Annotated in this window: 1 protein-coding gene; it reads left to right on the top strand. The window is 56.8% G+C overall.

Annotation, left to right across the window (positions count from 1 at the left end):
* Positions 1-124: 124 nt before the first annotated feature.
* The gene (locus tag FEM54_RS32790) at positions 125-1,120 is read left to right on the top strand and encodes a glutathione S-transferase family protein (RefSeq protein ID WP_138454311.1); all 996 of its coding nucleotides are present in this window, start codon (positions 125-127) and stop codon (positions 1,118-1,120) included.
* Positions 1,121-1,219 lie beyond the last annotated feature (99 nt).

The raw sequence follows: 1,219 nt of genomic DNA, 5'->3' as shown, positions 1-1,219 counted from the left end.
CAGCAATACTGGGATGCGCGGGACAAATCGATTTAATCGATGATTCCCGCCCGGTCTTTGCGCTTTTAGTTCGAACTCATCCCTTTAGACTGGGCTCCAACGCTTATTAGCCAAGGAGCCAGTCATGGGTTTGCTGATCGAAGGACACTGGAAAGACCAGTGGTACGAAAGTAGCGCAGACGGCGCGTTCCAGCGCGAGCAGGCGCAACGGCGCAATTGGGTGACCGCCGATGGCGAGCCCGGCCCCAGCGGCGACGGCGGTTTCAAAGCCGAGGCTGATCGCTATCACCTGTATGTTTCCCTGGCCTGCCCGTGGGCCCATCGCACGCTGATCCTGCGCAAACTCAAGGGTTTGGAAAGCTTGATCGACGTGTCTGTGGTCAGTTGGCTGATGTTGGAAAATGGGTGGACCTTCGACAAGGCTCACGGCTCGACGGGCGATAAGCTCGACGGCTTCGACTTCATGCACCAGCGCTACACCGCAGACACCGCCGATTACAACGGGCGTGTCACCGTGCCAGTGCTGTGGGATAAGAAGCTCAAGCGCATCGTCAGCAATGAATCAGCGGAGATCATCCGCATGTTCAACAGCGCGTTTAACCGGTTGACCGGCAATACTCTGGATTTCTACCCCGAAGCCCTGCGTTCGACGATCGATACGTTGAACGAGCGCATCTACCCCGCGGTGAACAATGGCGTATACCGCGCAGGGTTTGCCACTTCGCAGCAGGCGTATGAAAGCGCATTTGATGATGTGTTTACCGAGCTGGACTGCCTGGAACAGCACTTGGCTGAGCAGCGCTACCTGGCCGGTGAATACCTGACCGAAGCCGATGTGCGGCTGTTCACCACGCTGATTCGCTTTGATGCGGTGTATTACAGCCACTTCAAATGCAACCTGCGGCGGATTGCCGATTATCCGAACTTGTCGAACTGGCTAAGGGAGCTGTATCAATGGCCAGGCGTGGCCGAGACGGTGGATTTTGCGCATATCAAGGGGCATTACTATGCGAGCCATCGGACGATCAACCCCACCGGGATTGTGCCGAAGGGGCCGTTGCTGAGGTTTGATGCCGAGCATGATCGGGTGCGGTTGAGCGGTAAAGGTGTCTGGAACTGAAAACACCTTGTGGCGAGGGAGCTTGCTCCCGTTGGGCTGCGAAGCGGCCCTAAAACCAAACACCGCGTTTTGCCTGGCAGAACGCGGTGTTTTTATTGG

This window comes from Pseudomonas edaphica (assembly GCF_005863185.1).
In the GTDB taxonomy this organism is placed as follows: domain Bacteria; phylum Pseudomonadota; class Gammaproteobacteria; order Pseudomonadales; family Pseudomonadaceae; genus Aquipseudomonas; species Aquipseudomonas edaphica.
This window is presented reverse-complemented; position numbering and strand designations above follow the sequence as displayed.